Below are 17,630 nucleotides of genomic sequence, written 5' to 3' on the forward strand. Positions count from 1 at the left end.
TTTATTTTTTAAGTTCTTTAATACGAGCAGCCTTACCTCTTCTATCTCTTAAATAGAATAATCTAGCACGGCGTACACGACCTCTTCTTAATACTGTAATACTTTCTAAACTTTCACTATAAATAGGGAAAATTCTTTCAACACCTACATTATTAGCGCCTATTTTACGCACGATGAAAGTTTCATCTACACCATTTCCTCTACGCGCTATACAAATACCTTCAAAATTTTGAATTCTTGTTTTATCGCCTTCTTTAATGCGAATAGCAAGTCTTAAAGTATCTCCAGCACGAAATTCTGGAACATTTTTACCTTCAATTTGTTTTTGCTCAAATTGCTCAATGTATTTATTTTTCATAACGATATTCCTTAAAATTTGCGTTCATGCTTTTGATACAAATCAGGACGAAAATATTTCGTTTTGCAAGACGCCAAAGTAGTTTTTAAAGCTGTGATTTTAGCGTGATTTCCCTTTAAAAACTCTGAAGGAACATAAAATTTTTTATTTTCCTTTTCAAAAACAAATGGCTTAGAAAATGATGGTGCTTCTAATAAATCATTTTCAAAACTTTCTTCACTTAAACTTTCACTATTTCCAAGAACATCTTGAATATTTCTACTAATAGCATCACACATCACCAAAGATGCTAACTCTCCACCTGTAAGTATAAAATCTCCTATAGAAAACACTTCATTAGCAAATTCTTCCACAATACGCTCATCTAAACCCTCATATCTACTACATACAAAACAAATATGCTCTTTGACGCTTAATCTTTTAGCATCTATTTGCTTAAAAGTTTTAGCACATGGTAAAAGAAAAATAAAATGCGTATTTTTATCTTGGCTTTTAATATGCGTTAAACAATCATATAAAGGCTGAGCTTGTAATAAAAGTCCCGCACCACCGCCTATTTTATAATCATCTACTTTTAGATGTTTATTTGTAGTAAAATTTCTAGGATTAACAAAATCAAATTCTAAAATTCCTTTTTCTTTTGCCCTTGCCAAAATAGAAGTTTTAAAATAAGGCTCAATAAGCTCTGGGAATAAACTTACAAAAGTATATTTCATGAATTTTCTAAAATATCTAAAGCAGATTGTGTGAATATTTTTTTATTTTCTATATCAACTTTTTGAATATATTTATCAACATAAGGAATATAAAAGTTTTTAACCTTTGTCTGTAGTTTTTCATCGCATTTTATATAGAATAAAAATCCAGCTCCATTTTCTAAAATATCTTCAACTACACCTAATTTTTGTTCATTTTCAAAAATTTCACAGCCTATAATATCAAAATAAAAATACTCATCTTTTTTTAACTTACAAGTTTCTTTTGTAGTTTTTATGCTTTGAAATAGTGTAATATTAGTTAGTTTTTTTGCAGATTCTAAATTCTCAAAATCTTCAAATAAAACCAAAGATCTTGTTTTATCAAAAGCTTTTATGGTGTAAATTTTTTGATTACCATCAAAAAATTTAGCACCTGCTTTAAACTGCTCATAAAAATCACTTAAGTTATGTAATTTCACATAACCTTTCAAACCAACACTTTTCCCAAGTTTAGCAACTTGGACCAAATCATTCTTCAATAGCTTTTACCGTTATACGATATGAAGTTGCATCTTTAACTTTATAAGCCATAATAACTGTTTTTATTGCGTTGATTAATTTCCCGTTTTTTCCGATCAACTTACCAGTATCAGTTGGATCAACATAAATGATAATTTCAGCAAAATTGTTTTCTAAATTTTGTTTTTGTATATCAACTTTTTCAGGAAAATCAACAATTAATTTTGCGTATTCTCTTAAAAAATTTTCAACCATTTTTATTTGCTTGTAATAGCTGCTACTCTATCGCTTAATTTAGCACCTACGCTCTTCCAATAAGCTAAACGCTCAGCATCAAATTTTACTACTTCAGGTTCAACCATAGGATTATAATATCCAATGCTTTCTATCCAACTACCATCGCGTCTTTTTCTACTATCAGTTACAACTATACGATAAAATGGTCTTTTTTTGCGTCCCATTTTTGTAAGTCTGATTACTGTCATTTTAATACTCCTAAAAAAATTAAAATTTTGTTATAGATATTTTAACTCATATATCCATAAAAAAGCTTTAATTATTGCGGTCTTTTAGCTTGCTGCAACATATTCATAAAATTTTCCATTCCTTTTTTGTTTGAAAATTTCTTTGCCAACTTAGCCGCATTACTAAATTGTTTTAAAAAGCGATTTACTTCCATTTGAGATAAACCAGCACCCTCTGCAATACGACGCTTTCTTGCGTTGTTTAACAAATCAGGATTTTCTCTTTCTTTTGGCGTCATTGATGAAATCATTGCTTTAATATGAATAATTTCTTTAGAATTATCCAAATCAATATCTTTAATATTTGCTGCCATAGATGATAAACCAGGTATCATACCAATGATTGATTTCATACTACCAAGTTTTTTAACACTTTCCATTTGATTTAAAAAGTCATTGAAATTAAATTCACCTTTTTTGATTTTTTTATTAAGTTTTTTTGCTTCTTTTTCATCTATAATAGCGGCAGTTTTTTCAGCCAAAGTCGCCAAATCACCTTCACCCATAATACGATTAACAATCCTATCAGGGATAAATACTTCTAAATCAGCTACTTTCTCACCAACACCAATAAATCTTAAAGGCACACCAATTTGTTTAGCTATACCTAGCGCAACACCACCTTTAGTATCTGCATCAAATTTACTTAAAATAACCCCAGTGATTTCTAAAGCTTCATTAAAGCTACTTGCTGTTTTAACTCCATCTTGACCACTCATAGCATCAGCTACATAAAATACTTCATCAGGATTTAAAATAGCTTTTACTTCTTTAAGCTCATTCATCAAAGCTATATCAATTGCCAAACGGCCGGCAGTATCTACAAGCAAAACATCATACATAGAATTTTTTGCTTTTTCTAAAGCTTGTTTAGCTACATTTAAAGGATTACTTTCATTTTCTATGAAAAATAAATCAAGCTCATTAGCTTGAGTGAGTTGTCTTAATTGCTCTACTGCAGCTAATCTTTGCAAGTCACATGCAGCAATTAATACTTTTTTATTTCTTAGTTTTAAGTAATTAGCAATTTTTACCGTAGTAGTTGTTTTACCACCACCTTGCAAACCACACATCAAAACAACCGTAGGTGGCTTACTAGCAAATACAAAACCTTGATTTTTACCTTTAACACTAAGAATTTCTTCTAAATTTTTCTTAATTGAGTCTAAAAATTGCTTTTGGCCTATGCCATTAGTTTTTACATCATTTTCTACTAAAGTGAGTAATTCTTTCGTAACTTTATGATGTACATCTGCTTTTAAAAGGGCTTTTTTTAAAGTGTCAAGAGCATTTTTTAAAGCTTTTTCATCATCAACAAAACGAAGTTTATTAACCGCGGATTTAAATGACTCACTAACTATTTCAAACACTTTATTTTCCCTTTATTAAAATTTTAAAAAGCTAAATTATAAACCCTTTTAGCTTTAAACGCCTTTAAAAATTTAAATTTTTTATTTCAAAACCATAAGCATTAAAACTCTCATCAAGTAAAGCTTTAAATTGATAATCAAAAATATGCGTTTCATAAGAATGCAAATACATTCTAGAAGAGCTATTTTTTGCATATTTTTCATCGCCAATAATACCATGTTTTATATGATTTAAATGCACTCTGATTTGATGTGTTCTACCTGTTTTAATGACTGCTTTTATTAAAGTTTTTTTTGCATTTACCATTAAAGGTATAACCTGAGTATGAGCTTCTAAGCCAAATTTATCGATTTTACTAAAAGCTCCGGATTTATTTTTTATAGTAGTTATTTTTTCACAAATTTCAAGTTCTTCAGCAATTACTCCATCGACAATAGCTAAATAGCTTTTATAAACATTTTGTTTTTTATACTCTTGAATGCATTTTAGTCTAAATTCCTCATCTTTGCTTAAAAGCAAAACTCCACTTGTTTCTTTATCAAGCCTGTTAATTAATTTAGCATTATAAACACCTTCTAAATTCTCGCTAATTTCCCCATAAGGCTTATTTAAAGCTATGATTTTATCATCTTCAAAAAGTATTTTTGCTTTTTTTATTTTTTGCACAACAAATCTTGTTTTTGAGCTCATCAAAGCTCTAGCTATAACAACCTTTTTTCCCATAGCAAAAACACAACCTTTATCAATCAAATCTTTTGCTGCATTATTGGAAATTTTTTCTTGCATTGCAAGCAATTTATAAGCTTTTTCTTGCATCTAAACCTTCTTTTATACTTAATATAACTTCATTTAAATCATTTTGCTCTTTGACTCGTGCTTGTGATAATTTTTGCTTTAAAAAATCATTTATATCTTTTACACTCTCACAAATATACAAATCATCAACTTCTTGATATAAACTTTCTTGATTAAAATAATATTTCCCCGAGATAATAACATTATTCCATCTAGCTGCCTCTATAGGATTATGCCCGCCTATATTATTTACAAAAGAGCCGCATAAAAAAACCACATCACTAATCTTATAAAAACTTTCTAGCTCACCCAAAGTATCTAGTAATAAGCACTTGGTCTTAAAAAAATTTGCAAAATCATTTTCACTTAAAGTAAAGTCTGAAAATTTTTGCATATTATAATGATTTTTTTGGCAAAAATCTTTTAAAATCCCCTCAACCTCGCCAAAACGCTCCGGATGTCTTGGAGCGATAATTAATCTATCATTTTCTTCTAGTTTAATCTCATTAAGCAATAATAGTTCTTCATTTTTATGCGTACTAGCAAATATAATAACCCTAGCCTTAGGTTTTGAATAATTTTTCACTTGTTCTTGTTTTATATATGCTTTGATATTTTTATATGCTGCAACATTTTTAGCACCCAAACACTCTAACCTTTCTTTGTCTTTTTGACTTTGCGCAAACACAACATCAATATATTTAAAAATCAAACGATAAAAAAAGCTAAAACGCTTGTAGTTTTTTAAAGATCTATCACTAATCCTAGCATTTAATAAAATAACTTTTGCATTATAAAATTTAGCCATCAATACAAGCATAAGCCAAAGCTCTGCTTCAAAAATAATCAAAACTTTGCAAGGTTTCATCCAAAATGGTATAAAAATTTCAAATGGTAAAAAATTTACTTTTTTAGAATGTCTTAAAGCTTCATTAAATCCGGTTTGCGTGATAGTTGAAATTTTACAAGTTGGAAAAAGTTTTATTAAGGGAACAATGCTTTTAATCTCCCCAAAGGAGCAAGCATGAAAATATATATCTCCTTGTTCTTGTTTTAAGTTTTTGTAAAGAAAAAATCTAGATTTTAGAGATACTTTATATTTTTCTTTACAAAAACTTAAAATCAACAAAAAAGGAACTGCGATTACATATATAATCACAGCAAAAATGTAATAAAAAAAAATCAATTTTGATTTTCTTCTTTTTCTTTATATAAAATTCTTCCACAATGCGGACAAGTTACGATTTCATCACCTTTTAAAACTGCTAAATAAGTTTTATCATAAATTCTCATAAAACAGCCATAACAAGCATGTTTTTTCACAGGAACTACAGCACTATTTCCCGCCCATTTTCTAATTTTCTCATAAAAAGTTAAAACTTTTTGATTTATTTCGCCAACCAGCTTTACTTTTTTATCATAAATCTCTAATCTTTCTTTTTCAATATCAACTAATACAACTTTTGTTTGAGCATCTATTTGATCCACTTCATTTTCAAGTTCAGTTCTCTTAGTTTGCAATTCTTGTATAAATTTTTCTTTGTTTTCTAAAATTTTATCTAATCTTTCTATCTCTTCATTTGCTGCATCAAGTTGCTCTTTAGCTATATCTTCTTCGATTTTTAAAGCATTTGCTTCTTTTTCAGTTTTCACTGCAGCACTTTTTTTGGCTATTTCTTTAATTTTCACACCAAATTCTGCAATATGGTTATTGTTTTGTATTTTTTGATTTTCTATATCTTTAATATCTTTTTCAAAACCTGCAATTTCTTCTTCAGTTTTATCAAGCAAATTACGCTTTTCTTTTAAATCCTTTGTAGCATCTTCTACTTTATTTGCAAAACTATCTAACTCTTTATCAATTTGCGATAAAGCTATAAGTTGTTCTAAATATTTATTCATTGATTTTTTCCTTAAAAATATTGAAATGGATTTTTTGAAACTGATATTATAACTTCTAAATGAAATTTTTGCAAATCTTTTGCTAAAATTTCACCAAAGTATGACTCACTTTCATAGTGACCTATATCAATCAAATTGAGTTTATTATGATAACTTTCTAAGGCCTGATGATACTTAAAATCTCCACTTAAAAAACAATCTGCTTTTACACTAGAAATCAAATCTCCACCACTGCCTGTACATATTGCTAAAGTTTTTATTTTTTCTTGATGAGCATTAACAACCCTAATATGATTAAGCTTTAAACACTTTTTAACATGATCAACTAATGTATCTAATTGAAAATCTACATCACAATAGATCAAAAATTCATTTTGTTCTTTGATCTTAAAACCCAAAATTTCGCTAGTAAAATAAGTATTTAAATGACTTAAATCAAAATTTGTATGTATAGCAATCAAGGCTATATTTTTTTGTATCATTTTTGTAAGAAGATTTTGCGGATAAAGCACTCCACTTAAATTCTTCAAACCTTTAAAAATTAAAGGATGATGAACTATAAAAAGTGAATTTTCGCTTGCATTTTCAATTAAATGCATATCTACATCAAGCGCAAGATAAATCTTATTTACATCTTGATCGAAATTTCCAAGCAATAAACCACTATTGTCCCATGAACTTTGCGTATTAAATGGACTAATAGTATCTAAATAATCATAAATTTCTTTAATTTTCATCTAAACTTTCTTTATATACTAAAGCACAATTTTTAGATAATTCTCTAATTTTAAGCATAAAATCTTGTCTTTGAGTTACTGAAATAGCTCCTCTTGCATCAAGCAAGTTAAAAGTATGTGCTGCTAACATACAATAATCATATGCTGGTAAAGCAAGTTTTGCATCTAATGCATTTTTACACTCATTGTAAGCATTTTCAAATTGTACATTTAAAGTTTTTACATCACTTACTTCAAAATTATATTTACTAAATTCAAACTCACCTTGCTTATGAACATCTTTATAGGTAATTTTTTCGCCGTTAAATTCATTCCAAACTATGTCATATACATTATCTACATCTTGTAAATACATTGCAAGTCTTTCCAAGCCATAAGTAATTTCAGCACTAACTAAATCTACGCTTATACCACCAACTTGTTGAAAATAAGTAAATTGTGTAACTTCCATACCATCAAGCCAAACTTCCCAGCCCAAACCCCAAGCACCTAAACTTGGACTTTCCCAATTATCTTCAACAAAACGAATATCATGTGATTTCAAATCAAAGCCTAAATTTTCTAAACTTTTTAAATATAATTCTTGGATATTATCAGGACTTGGTTTAATTAAAACTTGAAATTGATAATAAGCACCCAACCTATTAGGATTTTCACCATATCTTCCATCAGTTGGTCTTCTACTTGGTGCTACATAAGCAGCCGCCCAAGGTTTTTTACCTAAACTTCTTAAAAAAGTTGCCGGGTGAAAAGTCCCTGCACCTGCTGGAAAATCATAAGGTTGCATAATAGCACAACCTTGCTTTTGCCAAAATTCTTGTAAATTTAAAATCATTTGAGAAAAAGTCATTTTTCTTCCTTTAATTCTTCAGACTTCTCAGGCGAATTTGCATATAATTCCACTGTTTTATTCCACATCATTTTATATTTTCTTTTTAGAAATTCAACTTCATTACGCGCATATTTAAGTTGCTCGTTAAGATTTTCTATAGTTTTTCTATCCTCATCATAAAGCTCTTGCATAGAATAAAGAGCATCTTTTAAAAATTTATTTTCACTCTTTAAAGCTTCTAAGGTTTCATCCTTAGCATCAAGAACTTTTTCATGTAAATTTAAAATAGTCCCTATAGTTTTTTCTACAAAACTTTCTCCTGCCAAGGTCATAGAATTTACCATAGCAGGTTGCTTTGAACTTGAAGGAACTACGCTAAAAGTACCTTGATTAGCTTCTATATAAATTTTACCTTCTTCTTCTTTGAAATTTAAAGCACCATTTGCCATCATTCCTTTTACAACATCTTCGGATAAATGAACTAACTGACAAAATTCTTTTAATTCCAAGTAAGTTTGCATATACGCTCCTTAAAGAAAAACTTCAATTGTATTAGAATCTTGGATTAATTTTTCTTGTTGTCTTTGTCTATCTTCTAATAATTTTTGCGCTAAAGACTCATCTTCTATTGCTAAAATTTGCACTGCCAAATAAGCTGCATTAATAGCCCCTGCTTTACCTATAGCCACAGTTGCTACAGGAATTCCACTTGGCATTTGCACAGTAGAAAATAAAGAATCCATGCTAGCTAAATTACTTCCTGGCATAGGTATACCTAAAACAGGTTTTGTTGTATGTGCTGCAACAGCTCCTGCTAAATGAGCTGCCATACCCGCTGCAGCAATAAATACTTTTGCACCTTTTTCTTCAGCATTTTTGATGTATTCTTGGGTTCTTTGAGGACTTCTATGAGCTGAAGTGATCAAGACTTCATATTTTACATCAAATTTTTCCAAAATTCCTAAAGCTTCTTTTACTATATCATAATCACTCTTACTTCCCATCAATATGGAAACAAATTTCATTCAACACTCCTTCTTAAAAAGCTAAATTCTGGAAGTTTAAATGGCAAAGTAATTTCATTTTCATTACCACTATGAATTTCACTAAATTCTTTATTGTTTTTTGCTAATAATTGTTTAAACACTATGAATTTTTTTCCTTCATTTTCATATACTAAACCTAGTTTATTTTCCCCTAATTCTATATTAGAATCAACCGGAGCTAGAATTTCATATTCTTTGTTTAATTCTATCTTACCCTTACATTTAAAAAATTCACCATCTTCGCTAATAGCATGCACTTGATGGGTTCCTTCTTCTATACTTGTATTATGATTTATTGAATCGGTTTTTTCATAAGCTCTTGAAACTAAATATCCATCTGTAAAACCTCTGTGTTTTAAAGTATGAATTTCTTTTTCATACTTAGCCGCATCAAAAGTATTTTGCAATACATCTTGCACTGCCATTTTATAAGTTCTTGTAGTCAAAGCTACATAATACTCGCTTTTCGTTCTTCCTTCTATTTTAAAAGCATGAATGCAACCTTCTTGCATAATTTTTTGAATATACGAGCTTAAATTTAAATCTTTAGAATTAAACACATGCGTGCCATTCTCATCTTCTTCAAGTCTAAAAAGTGTATTAGTTTCTGGGTTCTTTGCATAAAGTTCATAGTTAAATCTACAATCATTTGCACATGATCCACGATTACTCATGCGTCCACTTTGCACTGAGCTTATCAAACATCTGCCAGAATACGCAAAACACATAGAACCATGGACAAAACTTTCAAGTTCTATGTCACAATTATTTTTCAAATCTTTTGCATCTTTTAAACCAAGTTCCCTTGCTATAACAACACGCTTAGCTCCCATATCTTTATAAACTTGAGCGTCTAAGTAATTTAAAATATTAGCTTGGGTTGATACATGAAGATTGATTTCAGGTGCAAGCTCTTTAACCAAACGCATAGCACCTACAGAAGCTACTATAAAAGCATCGGGTTTCATTTCTTTTAATTTTAAAATATGCCTTTTCAAACCTTCAATTTGTGAGCTAAAATGAAATCCATTAATCGTTACATAAATTTTTTTTCCTTTTGCATGCGTGTACTCAATAGCTTCTTTAAAAGTTTCATAATTAAAATCTCTAGCAGTTCTTGCTCTTAATGAAAAATTACTCACTCCTGCATAAACAGCATCAGCTCCATAAGCTAAAGCTATTTTTAATTTTGTAAAATTACCTGCAGGAGCTACTATTTCAGGAATAATCATTTTTTTCCTAAACTTGCGATTAATGCCTCAATATCATCATTACTTACAACATCTGCAGTTGTATCTCCTTCGATATGCACAGCAGATCCCACGCGTTTTTCATCATCAATTTTACCTTCAAACAAACTACTCATATATCTACTTAAAGCTCTCATAACATTAATAACACGCTCAATTTTTTGACGATGAATATCTTGATATTGCATAGCATCCATTGCCATCATAACTTCATCTTGTCCAGTTTGCAAACAACCTGTAATCTCATCTATGATATTTTTAGCATTGTTATTTATTTCAATAGCTTCTTTAAAGCTTACCACATTAGGAAATTTTGCATTTAATTTTTCAAAAATTTCTATATTTTTATTTAAAGCATCACTGATTACACAAAGATCACTCTCAGAATTTGCAAAAAAGTCGTTAATAGCTTCTAATTTTTCCATCATCTCTGTGGCTTTTATTTCACTATCTCTTGTAACATCATCAAGTTGATGTACAACTTTATGTTCTTTACTAGGTGGCGGTGGTGGCCAAGCCATATCCGCTCTTGCTTTATAATCACCATTAATCATATCATTAACAATTTGCTTATTTTTTTCCTCATCTTCATAATCTGTATCTGGTTTTTCTTCTGTTTCTTCTACAGAATCAAGATCTAAGTCTTCAGTGCCATTCATTAAAGCATCTAATTCTTCTTGAGTCATTGTTACACCTTTTTTAATAAAAAAACTAATGCGAGATTATATTACAAAAAAATATAAATCAACATTAATTTTACCAATTAATTATTTTTTTACGCAAAATAATCTTTTTTTTAATTTGATTATAAAAAAAATATTAATTTAAACTTAATTTAAAAAAAATATACTACAATCTATAAAATAAATTAAAAAACCCAAAAAATAAAAAGGAGAAAAAAATGGGTAAATTTGTAAATAACATTGATGAGTTTTTTAGTTATTGTCAAGAACATGAAGTTTTATTTGTTGATTTTAGATTTACTGATATGATAGGCACTTGGCATCACATCACTTATAATATAAAAGCAATTGATGATAAAACCTTTGAAAACGGAATTCCTTTTGACGCAAGCTCTTTGCATGGTTGGCAGCCTATAGAAAAATCAGATATGATTTTAAAACCTGATGTGGAAAGTGCGTTTTTAGATCCTTTTACAGCTGATCCTACTATCATAGTAATTTGCGATGTATATGATATTTACAAAGATCAAATGTATGAAAAATGTCCAAGAAGTATTGCTAAAAAAGCAATGCAACACTTAAACACAAGCAATATCGCTGATACTGCTTATTTTGGTCCTGAAAATGAATTTTTTATTTTTGATAATGTAAAAATAGTTGATTCTTCTCACTGTGCAAAATATGAAGTAGATACTGAAGAAGGTGAATGGAATGATAATAAAGATTTTACAGATAGTTACAATAGTGGACATCGCCCAAGAAATAAAGGTGGATATTTTCCTGTAAGTCCTATTGATTCTAGTGTGGATATTAGAGCTGAAATGGTACAAGTTTTAGAAAGAGTTGGTTTAAAAACTTTCGTACATCATCATGAAGTAGCACAAGGACAAGCTGAAATTGGTGTAGAATTTGGAAATTTAGTTGAAGCTGCTGATAATGTACAAATTTATAAATATGTAGTTAAAATGGTAGCACATTTAAATGGAAAAACAGCGACCTTTATGCCAAAACCACTCTATGGAGATAATGGAAGTGGTATGCATGTGCATATGAGCCTTTGGAAAGATGGAGTAAATTTATTTTATGATAAAGAAGGATATGGAAAATTAAGTGAATATGCGATTAATTACATCGGTGGAATTTTAGCTAATGCAAGAAGTGTTGCTGCATTTACCAATCCTAGTTCAAATTCTTATAAAAGAATAGTTCCAGGTTTTGAAGCACCTTGCATACTAACTTATTCTTGCCAAAATCGCTCTGCAAGTTGTCGCGTGCCTTATGGTATTAATGAAAAAAGCGCAAGAGTTGAAATAAGATTTCCTGATAGCACTTCCAATCCTTACCTAGCTTTTACAAGCTTGCTTATGGCAGGACTTGATGGTATTAAAAATAAAACCATACCGGTAGGTCCTATGGATGAAAATTTATTTGCACTAACCCTAGATGAGATTAGAGAAAAAGGTATAGAGCAATTACCTCACACTTTAAGAGGATCTTTGGAAGCACTCATTAGAAAAAATGCCTTCTTAAAGCCTGTTATGAGTGATGTATTTATTGATGATTATCAACATATGAAATTTGAAACCCAAGTATGGCCTGTAGAAGCTAGACCAACTGCATATGAGTTTAAAACTTGCTATTCATGCTAATCTTGATGCTTTTTAGCATCAAGATTAAAATACTATTGTTTTATTATCATATATAAAAATCCTATCATCAAACACTAAATCCAAGGCCTTAGAAAAAACATTTTTTTCTACATTACGCCCTGCTTGTTGCATAGCTTGCCAAGAATATTCATGAGTAACCGGTATAACATCTTGGGTAATAATTGGCCCCTCATCTAAATTATTATTTACAAAATGTGCTGTTGCACCTATAATCTTTACCCCTCTTTCATAAGCTTGCTTATAAGGATTAGCTCCTATAAATGCAGGTAAAAAAGAATGATGGATATTAATAATCTTCCCCTCAAAATTCTCTACAAAAGATGGAGATAATATTCTCATATATTTTGCTAAAACAATATAATCAAACTCATATTGTTTTAAACACTCTAGTAGTTTTTTTTCATGCTCTTGTCTGCTTAAATCCTGTGCTAAAATAGTATGAAAAGGTATGTTAAATTTATCCACTAAAGGTTTTAATACATCATAATTTGCAATAACTGCCTTAATATTTGCATTAAATTCTCCACTAAATTGACGGATAAGTAACTCACCTAAACAATGAGTTTCTTTAGTAGCTAAAACAATAATATCTTTTTTTCTTTTTGAAGTAATTTCAATTTGTGCATTATCAGGAAGCATAGCTTCAAGCGTTCCTTTAAAAGCTTTTATATCAAGCTCACCTTCTAAATGCGCCCTAAAGAAAAAACGATTTTCTCCAACAAATTCATCATTTTTTATAATATTGATTCTATATTTAAAAATAACATCTGAAATTCTATAAATCAATCCTTTTTCATCGCTGCATGAAATTTTTAAAATATACTCATTCATTTTTACTCCTTTATATAGTTTTTTAATTCTTGTAATTTTCTTTTTTCAAGTTCAATTCCAAGTTCTTTCCCACTAAATCCTTCCTTTAGTAAGTCATTGGCGCTAATTTTACTTTCAAAAGCATGATGGTATAAATTTATTTTTTTTGCTTGTGTTATACGCTCATTATTCCAAAGTCCAAGCCATTTGCAAAGTGGTATTTTTAAAGCAATTTTAGCTAAATCAAAATCATCAATTTTACCTAAAATAAATTCTTGTTCGCATTTTTTTAAAAGCTCTTTTTTTAATTTTGTTTTTTTAAAAAATTTCTCTTTACTTATATGAAAAAAATTCAAATACAAATACAAAAACAAAGCCTCATCACAAATTAACTTTTGGCTATACTCTAAAAGTCTCTCAAATTCTTTATTACAACTTTGATAAAAAAAGATTTTTTCTTCTAAATTTAAAATTTTAAAATACTCATAAGCTTTATTTAGTCTTGAAGTTTTAAAAATTTTATAAAGTTCATTATTAATACGCTCTTTAGATAAATCGCTTATATCCATAGTTTGCATTAATTTTAAACTTTCTTTTGCAATTGTTAAATCAAACCTACATGCAAAAGAAATTCCACGAAGTACTCTTAAACTATCTTCAATAAAACTTTTATCATCAATATGTCTTATAATCTTTGCTTGCAAATCTTGCAAACCATTAAAAAAATCCAAAAATTCAAAATCAAAAATATTTACCATCAATGCATTAATGGTAAAATCTCTTCTTCTTGCTCCTTCTTGCTCATTATTACAAACTTTAACTTCAAAACCTCTATGGCCTGTAGAAATTTTATTTTCATAGCGTGCTAGAGCTAAATCAAATTTTTTATATTTATATACAAAAAAACTTTTTCCTACTCCATTTGCACCAAGTTTTTGCATAAGCTCATCAAAAAGCATAGGCTCAATATCATAAATTTCTATATCATAATCATCACTAGATAAATCTAAAAAAGAATTCCTTACACAACCACCTACTAAATAAACCCTTTGTGTATAAGGCTTAAGTATATTCTTAATTCTTAAAAAATCTTGGTCATTTTTTAAGTCTATCTTCAATCTTTGCAAGTAAAAACTCTAAAAAAGTAATGGTCATATCTAGTCTTTTTTCCATATGCTCATCTTTGGTATTTTTTAATCCTTCAAATAAAACCAAAATACGCTCTCTAAGATTTTTCAAGAAAAATTCTTCATTATTTATAATGCTTTCTTCTTTTTCTTCTAAAGCTTCAACCTTAATAGCGACATTTTGTTTATCATCTTTTACTTTTACTTCTAAATCATCTAGTTCTTGGATTAGCTCTTGTGTAACCTTACTAATTTCTTCTTTGATTTTTTTCTCTTGAGTATTAACATTTTTTTCTTGAGTAATTTCTTCTACCATAGGGGCAAATTCATCGTTTTTATTTTTTTTATTATCTAACTCTGAATTAACTTCACTAATAGCCATTTTTGCTAAATCTTCTATATTCATAGTTTTATCAACCACCTTTTAAATTCATTAATTTCTTCTTCACTTTTCATATTGACAAAAAAATCAAGCATATCATAATTTAAATCTTCATGATTAGAACGCAAGCCACTCAAACGCCTTATAGCATCAATGGCATTTTTATTTTGTGGATCTTGTTTTAATATATTTTTATAAATCTCCAAAGCCTCATCTTTTAAGCCTTGTGCTTCATAAATAGAAGCCTCTGTTACTGTATATCGCATTATTAACTCACAAAAATAAAATCCTAAAATTCTAACAAAAAAGGCTTTAATTTATTTTTAATTTTCACTTAATCACAGGAGCCTTATATGCCAAAAATACAAAAATGTTAAGTATTATAGCTACTATAATAAGCATAATAAAGCCTGAAGTGAAATTTCTAAAATTATCATGAAGCATACCTATAATCCAAGGTGATTGAGCAGCTATTAAATACCCTATACCTTGTGACATAGCAGAAAGTTTAGCCGCTATGATAGAATTTGAGCTTTTGATAGCAATAAATAATAGCGAAATTGTAAAAACTCCACTAGAAGCAAAACCTAAAAAAATAGCCGCTAAAAACAAAATCGCTTTTACTTTAAAAAGAAAAATCATCATAAAACTTAAAAAATACAAAAACCCTAACATCACTATAGCAAAACTTTTAGCACGAGATCTAAGCTTTCCTAAAATGATAGGTAGTAAAAATGCCACAGGCATTCCTATGATTTGAGATAATAATAAAACATTAGAACCAAAGTCAATTCCAAAGCCCTTTTCACTAATCATCACACTAAGCCATGCAAAAAGACTATAAGATAAAAAACTTTGTAATCCCATTACAATAGTAACTTTCCAGGCTGTTAAGTTTAAAAAGATATTCACTTTATTAATATTTTTCTTTTTAGGGCGTAATAATCTTTTATTTTTCAAATGTGGAAAATAAAAAATCAAAGCAATTAAAGCCAATATAGCCCAAAAAAACATAGCTTGAGGTACATCAAAAAATTTAAGCAAAGGAAGCGATAAGGCCACGCCAGCAATTGAAGATAAGCCTATAATTGATCCATATAAACCCATTATCTTATAAGTATTTTTAGAAAATTTTTCTTTTACAAAAGAAGGTAATAAAACATTAGCTATTGCAATGCCTGCTCCTATCAAAAAAACCCCAGAAAATAAACCTATAGTTCCTCCATAACTTCTAATAACTTCTCCAAAGACAATCAAAATTAAGGCAAAAAACAAAGCTTTAATTTGTGAAAAATACGCTACAAAAAACGATATAAGACCAAAAGCTATTAAAGGTAAGGTTGTTAGCATACCTGCTAAAGTAGAATTAATATTGTAATATTCTTGAATATGTTCTATCATAGGACCTATGGAAGTTATAGGTGCTCTTAAATTTAAAGCAAGAGTAATCACAACTAAAATATTAATCCAAAAGAATTTTTTATATGAAATTTGTGTGTACATGATTATTTTTGATTTAATATATTTTCAAGATATCTTTGTTTATCAGAATCGGTGTTTTTTTGCACTACTTGTTTTTTTTCTTTTACAACTTCATTCTCTTTGGAAAAATAAAAGTGATCAATGATAAAAATAGAAGAAATAATCACAATTAAAGGAATTAAAAAAATCATAATCAATACTTTCTAAAAACATTACCATAGTATTCTAAATTATCTTTTTTTAAATTTTCATCAAAAGTATTTGCCTCAAAATTTGCTTTTAAAATTTTTTCTCTTTCTTCATCCAAATCCTGATACGAAAATACCATATTAATACTTATCACCCCATCAAGCTGTTCTAATTGTTTATATGCTTTTAACTCATCATCTAAATTTTCACTTTCTATTACCACTATAATTTTTTCTTCTTGAGCTAATTCCACACTACAACATGGTGTTTGTTGAATTTGTTCTTTAAGTTTTTCTAATTTTTCCTCTTTAGTTAAAATCAATACACTAGAAAGATTCATCTATACTCCAAAATATAATTTTATCTTCATAACCAGCACTAATAAATTCATGCTCGTTTAAAAATATAAGATATTCTAGCAAAAAATCTTTATTTTGGAATTTTTTTATTGTTTTTAAATTTTTAGTATCTATAAGCTCTATAATATTTTTTTCATTATCTCCAAAAACCGCTATAGAACCACTTTTATTTAGACTACAAGCATATATTAAAAAGTCTCTTTCTATGCTTTTTTCTTGATCATTTCGCACTATGCCTAATTTTCTATCAGTGCTACAACTTGTAATAATTGCATTTTTAAAATCAAGTTGATAAATATTATCTTTATGAAGATTTTTATAACTTTTTATTTTTTGCCACTTTTTCACATCAAAAAGTACTATTTCACCACTTTCAAAACCTGCTACTAATTGAGTTTTTGCCTCATTTAAAACCACATCACTTAAACTTGAGTTAGAGAAAGTAAAATTTTTTATAATATTTTTTGTTTTTAAATCAAAAAGCTCTATATTAGAACCTAGCAAGGCTAATAAAATAGTATCATCATCTAAAAACAAAGCTTTTTTTACTCCATCACTTAAAAGCTTATAGTTGTAAAGTTGTTTATTTTTATAAATACTAAGCCTTTTACTACCAAAATCACCTTCACTTAAAATCAAAATAGCCCCATTTAAGTAATCAATACTATAAATTCTAGGGCTAAGATTTTCTTCATAAAAATTTTTAATCTTATCAAGTTGAGTGATTTTTTGCATTTTTTTGTCTTTAATAAAGTACTGATTTAATTCTCCATTATCAAGTCCTATAAGCAAACTACTATCAACAAGTTTTAAGGCATTTAAATTTGAATCAAGTTTAAGCTCATAACTAAATACATATACACTCATTAGTAAGATTAAAAATATTTTTTTCATAG

At 28.6% G+C, this 17,630-nt stretch carries 24 protein-coding genes; 1 reads left to right on the forward strand and 23 read right to left on the reverse strand.

The annotated features are described in order from the left end of the window. Position 1 precedes the first annotated feature (1 nt). The 15 genes from rplS to L8U04_RS00285 form a co-directional block, all read right to left on the reverse strand. Entirely contained in the window at positions 2-358 is a 357-nt protein-coding gene (gene rplS, locus L8U04_RS00215) for a 50S ribosomal protein L19 (protein ID WP_012661698.1), read from the reverse strand. An 11-nt stretch (positions 359-369) separates the two neighbouring features. After that, on the reverse strand, positions 370-1,074 hold the full coding sequence (trmD, locus tag L8U04_RS00220) for a tRNA (guanosine(37)-N1)-methyltransferase TrmD (RefSeq protein WP_133318752.1): 705 nt from the start codon (positions 1,072-1,074) through the stop codon (positions 370-372). Next, positions 1,071-1,595 carry a ribosome maturation factor RimM gene (gene rimM, locus L8U04_RS00225; protein WP_263659062.1) on the reverse strand — a complete coding sequence of 175 codons (525 nt, stop codon included), beginning with the start codon at positions 1,593-1,595 and terminating at the stop codon, positions 1,071-1,073. Before rimM ends, trmD begins: the two co-directional genes overlap by 4 nt. Then, positions 1,585-1,830, reverse strand: a complete 246-nt coding sequence (locus tag L8U04_RS00230; RefSeq protein WP_043019956.1) for a KH domain-containing protein — start codon at positions 1,828-1,830, stop codon at positions 1,585-1,587. Before L8U04_RS00230 ends, rimM begins: the two co-directional genes overlap by 11 nt. Before the next feature lie 2 nt (positions 1,831-1,832). Then, entirely contained in the window at positions 1,833-2,060 is a 228-nt protein-coding gene (gene rpsP / locus L8U04_RS00235) for a 30S ribosomal protein S16 (protein ID WP_012661702.1), read from the reverse strand. A 71-nt stretch (positions 2,061-2,131) separates the two neighbouring features. After that, positions 2,132-3,469 carry a signal recognition particle protein gene (gene ffh / locus L8U04_RS00240; protein WP_220566836.1) on the reverse strand — a complete coding sequence of 446 codons (1,338 nt, stop codon included), beginning with the start codon at positions 3,467-3,469 and terminating at the stop codon, positions 2,132-2,134. Positions 3,470-3,533: 64 nt separating this feature from the next. Continuing rightward, positions 3,534-4,286: a pseudouridine synthase family protein gene (locus L8U04_RS00245; RefSeq protein WP_263669824.1), complete on the reverse strand. Its 753-nt coding sequence runs from the start codon at positions 4,284-4,286 to the stop codon at positions 3,534-3,536. Then, positions 4,267-5,451 carry a lipid IV(A) 3-deoxy-D-manno-octulosonic acid transferase gene (gene waaA / locus L8U04_RS00250; RefSeq protein WP_263709157.1) on the reverse strand — a complete coding sequence of 395 codons (1,185 nt, stop codon included), beginning with the start codon at positions 5,449-5,451 and terminating at the stop codon, positions 4,267-4,269. The genes L8U04_RS00245 and waaA overlap by 20 nt, the downstream gene beginning before the upstream one ends. Continuing rightward, positions 5,448-6,167 carry a zinc ribbon domain-containing protein gene (locus L8U04_RS00255; protein ID WP_263662514.1) on the reverse strand — a complete coding sequence of 240 codons (720 nt, stop codon included), beginning with the start codon at positions 6,165-6,167 and terminating at the stop codon, positions 5,448-5,450. Before L8U04_RS00255 ends, waaA begins: the two co-directional genes overlap by 4 nt. An 11-nt stretch (positions 6,168-6,178) precedes the next feature. Continuing rightward, positions 6,179-6,904, reverse strand: coding sequence for a Nif3-like dinuclear metal center hexameric protein (locus tag L8U04_RS00260; RefSeq protein ID WP_263662513.1), 726 nt, complete (start codon positions 6,902-6,904; stop codon positions 6,179-6,181). Further along, on the reverse strand, positions 6,894-7,754 hold the full coding sequence (gene glyQ, locus L8U04_RS00265; protein WP_258107574.1) for a glycine--tRNA ligase subunit alpha: 861 nt from the start codon (positions 7,752-7,754) through the stop codon (positions 6,894-6,896). The genes L8U04_RS00260 and glyQ overlap by 11 nt, the downstream gene beginning before the upstream one ends. Next, the gene (locus L8U04_RS00270; RefSeq protein ID WP_263709159.1) at positions 7,751-8,257 is read right to left on the reverse strand and encodes a DUF3972 domain-containing protein; all 507 of its coding nucleotides are present in this window, start codon (positions 8,255-8,257) and stop codon (positions 7,751-7,753) included. The genes glyQ and L8U04_RS00270 overlap by 4 nt, the downstream gene beginning before the upstream one ends. Positions 8,258-8,266: 9 nt before the next feature. Continuing rightward, positions 8,267-8,761 (reverse strand): 5-(carboxyamino)imidazole ribonucleotide mutase, encoded by a 495-nt coding sequence (gene purE, locus L8U04_RS00275; RefSeq protein WP_263709160.1) that lies wholly within the window; start codon positions 8,759-8,761, stop codon positions 8,267-8,269. Then, the gene (locus tag L8U04_RS00280) at positions 8,758-10,014 is read right to left on the reverse strand and encodes a peptidase U32 family protein (protein WP_263709161.1); all 1,257 of its coding nucleotides are present in this window, start codon (positions 10,012-10,014) and stop codon (positions 8,758-8,760) included. Before L8U04_RS00280 ends, purE begins: the two co-directional genes overlap by 4 nt. Continuing rightward, a complete protein-coding gene (locus L8U04_RS00285; protein ID WP_263659057.1) occupies positions 10,011-10,718 on the reverse strand; it encodes a protein phosphatase CheZ in 708 nt (235 codons plus the stop codon). The genes L8U04_RS00280 and L8U04_RS00285 overlap by 4 nt, the downstream gene beginning before the upstream one ends. Positions 10,719-10,933: 215 nt before the next feature. Here L8U04_RS00285 and glnA point away from each other — a divergent pair, with 215 nt between their 5' ends. Then, positions 10,934-12,364: a type I glutamate--ammonia ligase gene (glnA, locus tag L8U04_RS00290; RefSeq protein ID WP_263659056.1), complete on the forward strand. Its 1,431-nt coding sequence runs from the start codon at positions 10,934-10,936 to the stop codon at positions 12,362-12,364. Positions 12,365-12,388: 24 nt separating this feature from the next. Here glnA and purU read toward each other — a convergent pair whose 3' ends face one another. The 8 genes from purU to L8U04_RS00330 all read right to left on the reverse strand — a co-directional run bounded on the left by purU (position 12,389) and on the right by L8U04_RS00330 (position 17,628). Then, entirely contained in the window at positions 12,389-13,216 is an 828-nt protein-coding gene (gene purU / locus L8U04_RS00295; RefSeq protein ID WP_133318739.1) for a formyltetrahydrofolate deformylase, read from the reverse strand. Positions 13,217-13,218: 2 nt separating this feature from the next. Next, entirely contained in the window at positions 13,219-14,322 is a 1,104-nt protein-coding gene (locus L8U04_RS00300; RefSeq protein WP_263709162.1) for a CCA tRNA nucleotidyltransferase, read from the reverse strand. Then, entirely contained in the window at positions 14,291-14,728 is a 438-nt protein-coding gene (gene ciaD / locus L8U04_RS00305) for an effector protein CiaD (protein ID WP_263660994.1), read from the reverse strand. Before ciaD ends, L8U04_RS00300 begins: the two co-directional genes overlap by 32 nt. After that, a complete protein-coding gene (locus L8U04_RS00310; protein ID WP_087691144.1) occupies positions 14,725-14,973 on the reverse strand; it encodes a hypothetical protein in 249 nt (82 codons plus the stop codon). Before L8U04_RS00310 ends, ciaD begins: the two co-directional genes overlap by 4 nt. Before the next feature lie 61 nt (positions 14,974-15,034). Beyond that, complete coding sequence (locus tag L8U04_RS00315; protein WP_263661822.1) at positions 15,035-16,207, reverse strand: MFS transporter; 1,173 nt, start codon at positions 16,205-16,207, stop codon at positions 15,035-15,037. Positions 16,208-16,209: 2 nt separating this feature from the next. Beyond that, the gene (locus L8U04_RS00320; RefSeq protein WP_087699327.1) at positions 16,210-16,377 is read right to left on the reverse strand and encodes a hypothetical protein; all 168 of its coding nucleotides are present in this window, start codon (positions 16,375-16,377) and stop codon (positions 16,210-16,212) included. A gap of 2 nt (positions 16,378-16,379) precedes the next feature. Beyond that, a complete protein-coding gene (locus tag L8U04_RS00325; protein ID WP_133318735.1) occupies positions 16,380-16,715 on the reverse strand; it encodes a chaperone NapD in 336 nt (111 codons plus the stop codon). Next, complete coding sequence (locus L8U04_RS00330) at positions 16,702-17,628, reverse strand: WD40 repeat domain-containing protein (protein WP_263659052.1); 927 nt, start codon at positions 17,626-17,628, stop codon at positions 16,702-16,704. Before L8U04_RS00330 ends, L8U04_RS00325 begins: the two co-directional genes overlap by 14 nt. Positions 17,629-17,630: the final 2 nt, after the last annotated feature.

The organism is Campylobacter sp. IFREMER_LSEM_CL908 (assembly GCF_025771545.1).
GTDB classification, from domain to species: domain Bacteria; phylum Campylobacterota; class Campylobacteria; order Campylobacterales; family Campylobacteraceae; genus Campylobacter_D; species Campylobacter_D lari_D.